This is a genomic window from Pseudomonas sp. (assembly GCF_050739655.1).
Classification (GTDB): domain Bacteria; phylum Pseudomonadota; class Gammaproteobacteria; order Pseudomonadales; family Pseudomonadaceae; genus Aquipseudomonas.
Map to the genome: position 1 here is coordinate 1 of NZ_JBOIBY010000393.1, position 1,684 is coordinate 1,684.

General features: G+C 56.9%; 2 protein-coding genes. One reads left to right on the plus strand and one right to left on the minus strand.

Features of this window, described 5'->3' with window-relative positions:
- On the minus strand, window positions 1-322 hold a 322-nt coding region (locus ACRESJ_RS19045), incomplete at its 3' end, for a dual OB domain-containing protein (RefSeq protein ID WP_431759270.1).
- A gap of 95 nt (window positions 323-417) precedes the next feature.
- Between ACRESJ_RS19045 and ACRESJ_RS19050 the strand changes: the two genes are divergently transcribed.
- Complete coding sequence (locus ACRESJ_RS19050) at window positions 418-1,497, plus strand: IS630 family transposase (RefSeq protein WP_431759271.1); 1,080 nt, start codon at window positions 418-420, stop codon at window positions 1,495-1,497.
- The last annotated feature ends 187 nt before the right edge of the window (window positions 1,498-1,684 follow it).

A 1,684-nucleotide genomic window follows, 5' to 3' on the forward strand; every position in this document is an offset into this window, starting at 1 on the left:
CGGCTTCGACAAGGGCGGCGACCTCATCGAATGTGGCGGTTTCAGTACGAGACCAATATTCCTCATCGTCAATAAGATGATTTTCAGGCTGAAATCCGTGTGGTATCGGTCCTTTGAAGACAATCGAGACCTTGTCGAGGACTTGTACTTCCTGCCCGTTTTTGTACCGCCGGTCATTGTCGGACAATTCCCCTCCAAGACGGCTGCTGACCGGCCTGATCCAGATGGATTTTCCACCGCTCGTTAGCTCCAGACCGGCGACGCATCGCCCACTCAGTTTTCTTGAATTTGCAAGGCAAACGATCGTCTTATTGTAGGACATAGTAGACCTTCAATTCGAACTCTCTAGTGGTATCCATCTAACAAAAGAGTCCGTTTGGGGATTCCCATTCTGCGCGATGCGTGCGAGTCTTCCGTATGCGCACAGGAATCTCTTTCACCGTTAGTCCGTCTGCTCGGCGCCGGCTGTCGTCGATCGTCGCCAACCGCAATTCGCCGCAGAAGCATGTGTGGCGTTGTCGGATCGTGCTCTTGAGCGCCGACAGCCTCGGAACCGCCGAGATCATGCGCCGGACCGGCAAGTCGAAGACATGCGTCTGGCGCTGGCAGGAGCGTTTCATGGAGGAAGGCGTTGACGGTCTCTTGCACGACAAGACGCGGCCCTCGCGCATTCCGCCGCTCGGGCCGGAGATCGAAGAACGGATTGTGGCGCTGACGCTTTGCGACCCGCCGGGCGAGGTCACGCACTGGACGGCGGACGCGATGGCCGAAGCCGCAGGCGTCAGCGCCAGCGCGGTGCGGCGCATCTGGAAGGCTCATGGGCTTGAGCCGCATCGCTGGCGTCAGTTCAAGCTCTCGAACGATCCGCAGTTCGTCGAAAAGCTGCGCGATGTCGTCGGCCTTTATGTCGATCCGCCCGCGCATGCGGTTGTTTTCAGCGTTGACGAAAAGAGCCAGATCCAGGCGCTGGACCGCACCCAGCCGGGACTGCCTATGAAAAAGGGCCGGCTCGGCACGATGACCCATGACTACAAGCGCAACGGAACCACGACCCTGTTCGCGGCGCTCAACGTGCTCGACGGAACCGTCATCGGACGCAACATGCAGCGTCACCGGCATCAGGAGTTCATCCGCTTCCTGAACGCCGTCAACCGCGAGGTCCCGCCCGACAAGGACGTTCACATCATTCTCGACAACTATGCCGCTCATAAACATCCCAAGGTGCGCGAATGGCTCGATCGACACAAACGCTTCACCTTTCACTTCACGCCGACATCCGCCTCCTGGCTCAACGCCGTCGAGGGCTTCTTCGCCAAGCTCGCAAGAAGACGCCTCAAACGCGGCGTCTTTCATTCCGTCGTCGACTTGCAGGCCGCCATCAATCGTTTCGTCGATGAGCATAACGCCAAACCAAAGCCCTTTACCTGGACCGCCGACCCAGACAAAATCATCGCCGCAAGAAAAAGAGGGTTCCAAGCGTTAGATTCTATCCACTAGCTGTCTCTCTCAATCTCTGCCCATCTACCGATTTTGTTGGCACCAGTGTTGGCACCTGGCATAATTTACAAAATCCGGTGCCAACAAGACGGAGAAACCTGAATGCTTTCAGATGTTAAGTGTCGAAATGCGAAGCCGGGCCCCAAGCGAATAAAACTATCAGACGGCTACGGACTTTATCTAGAGG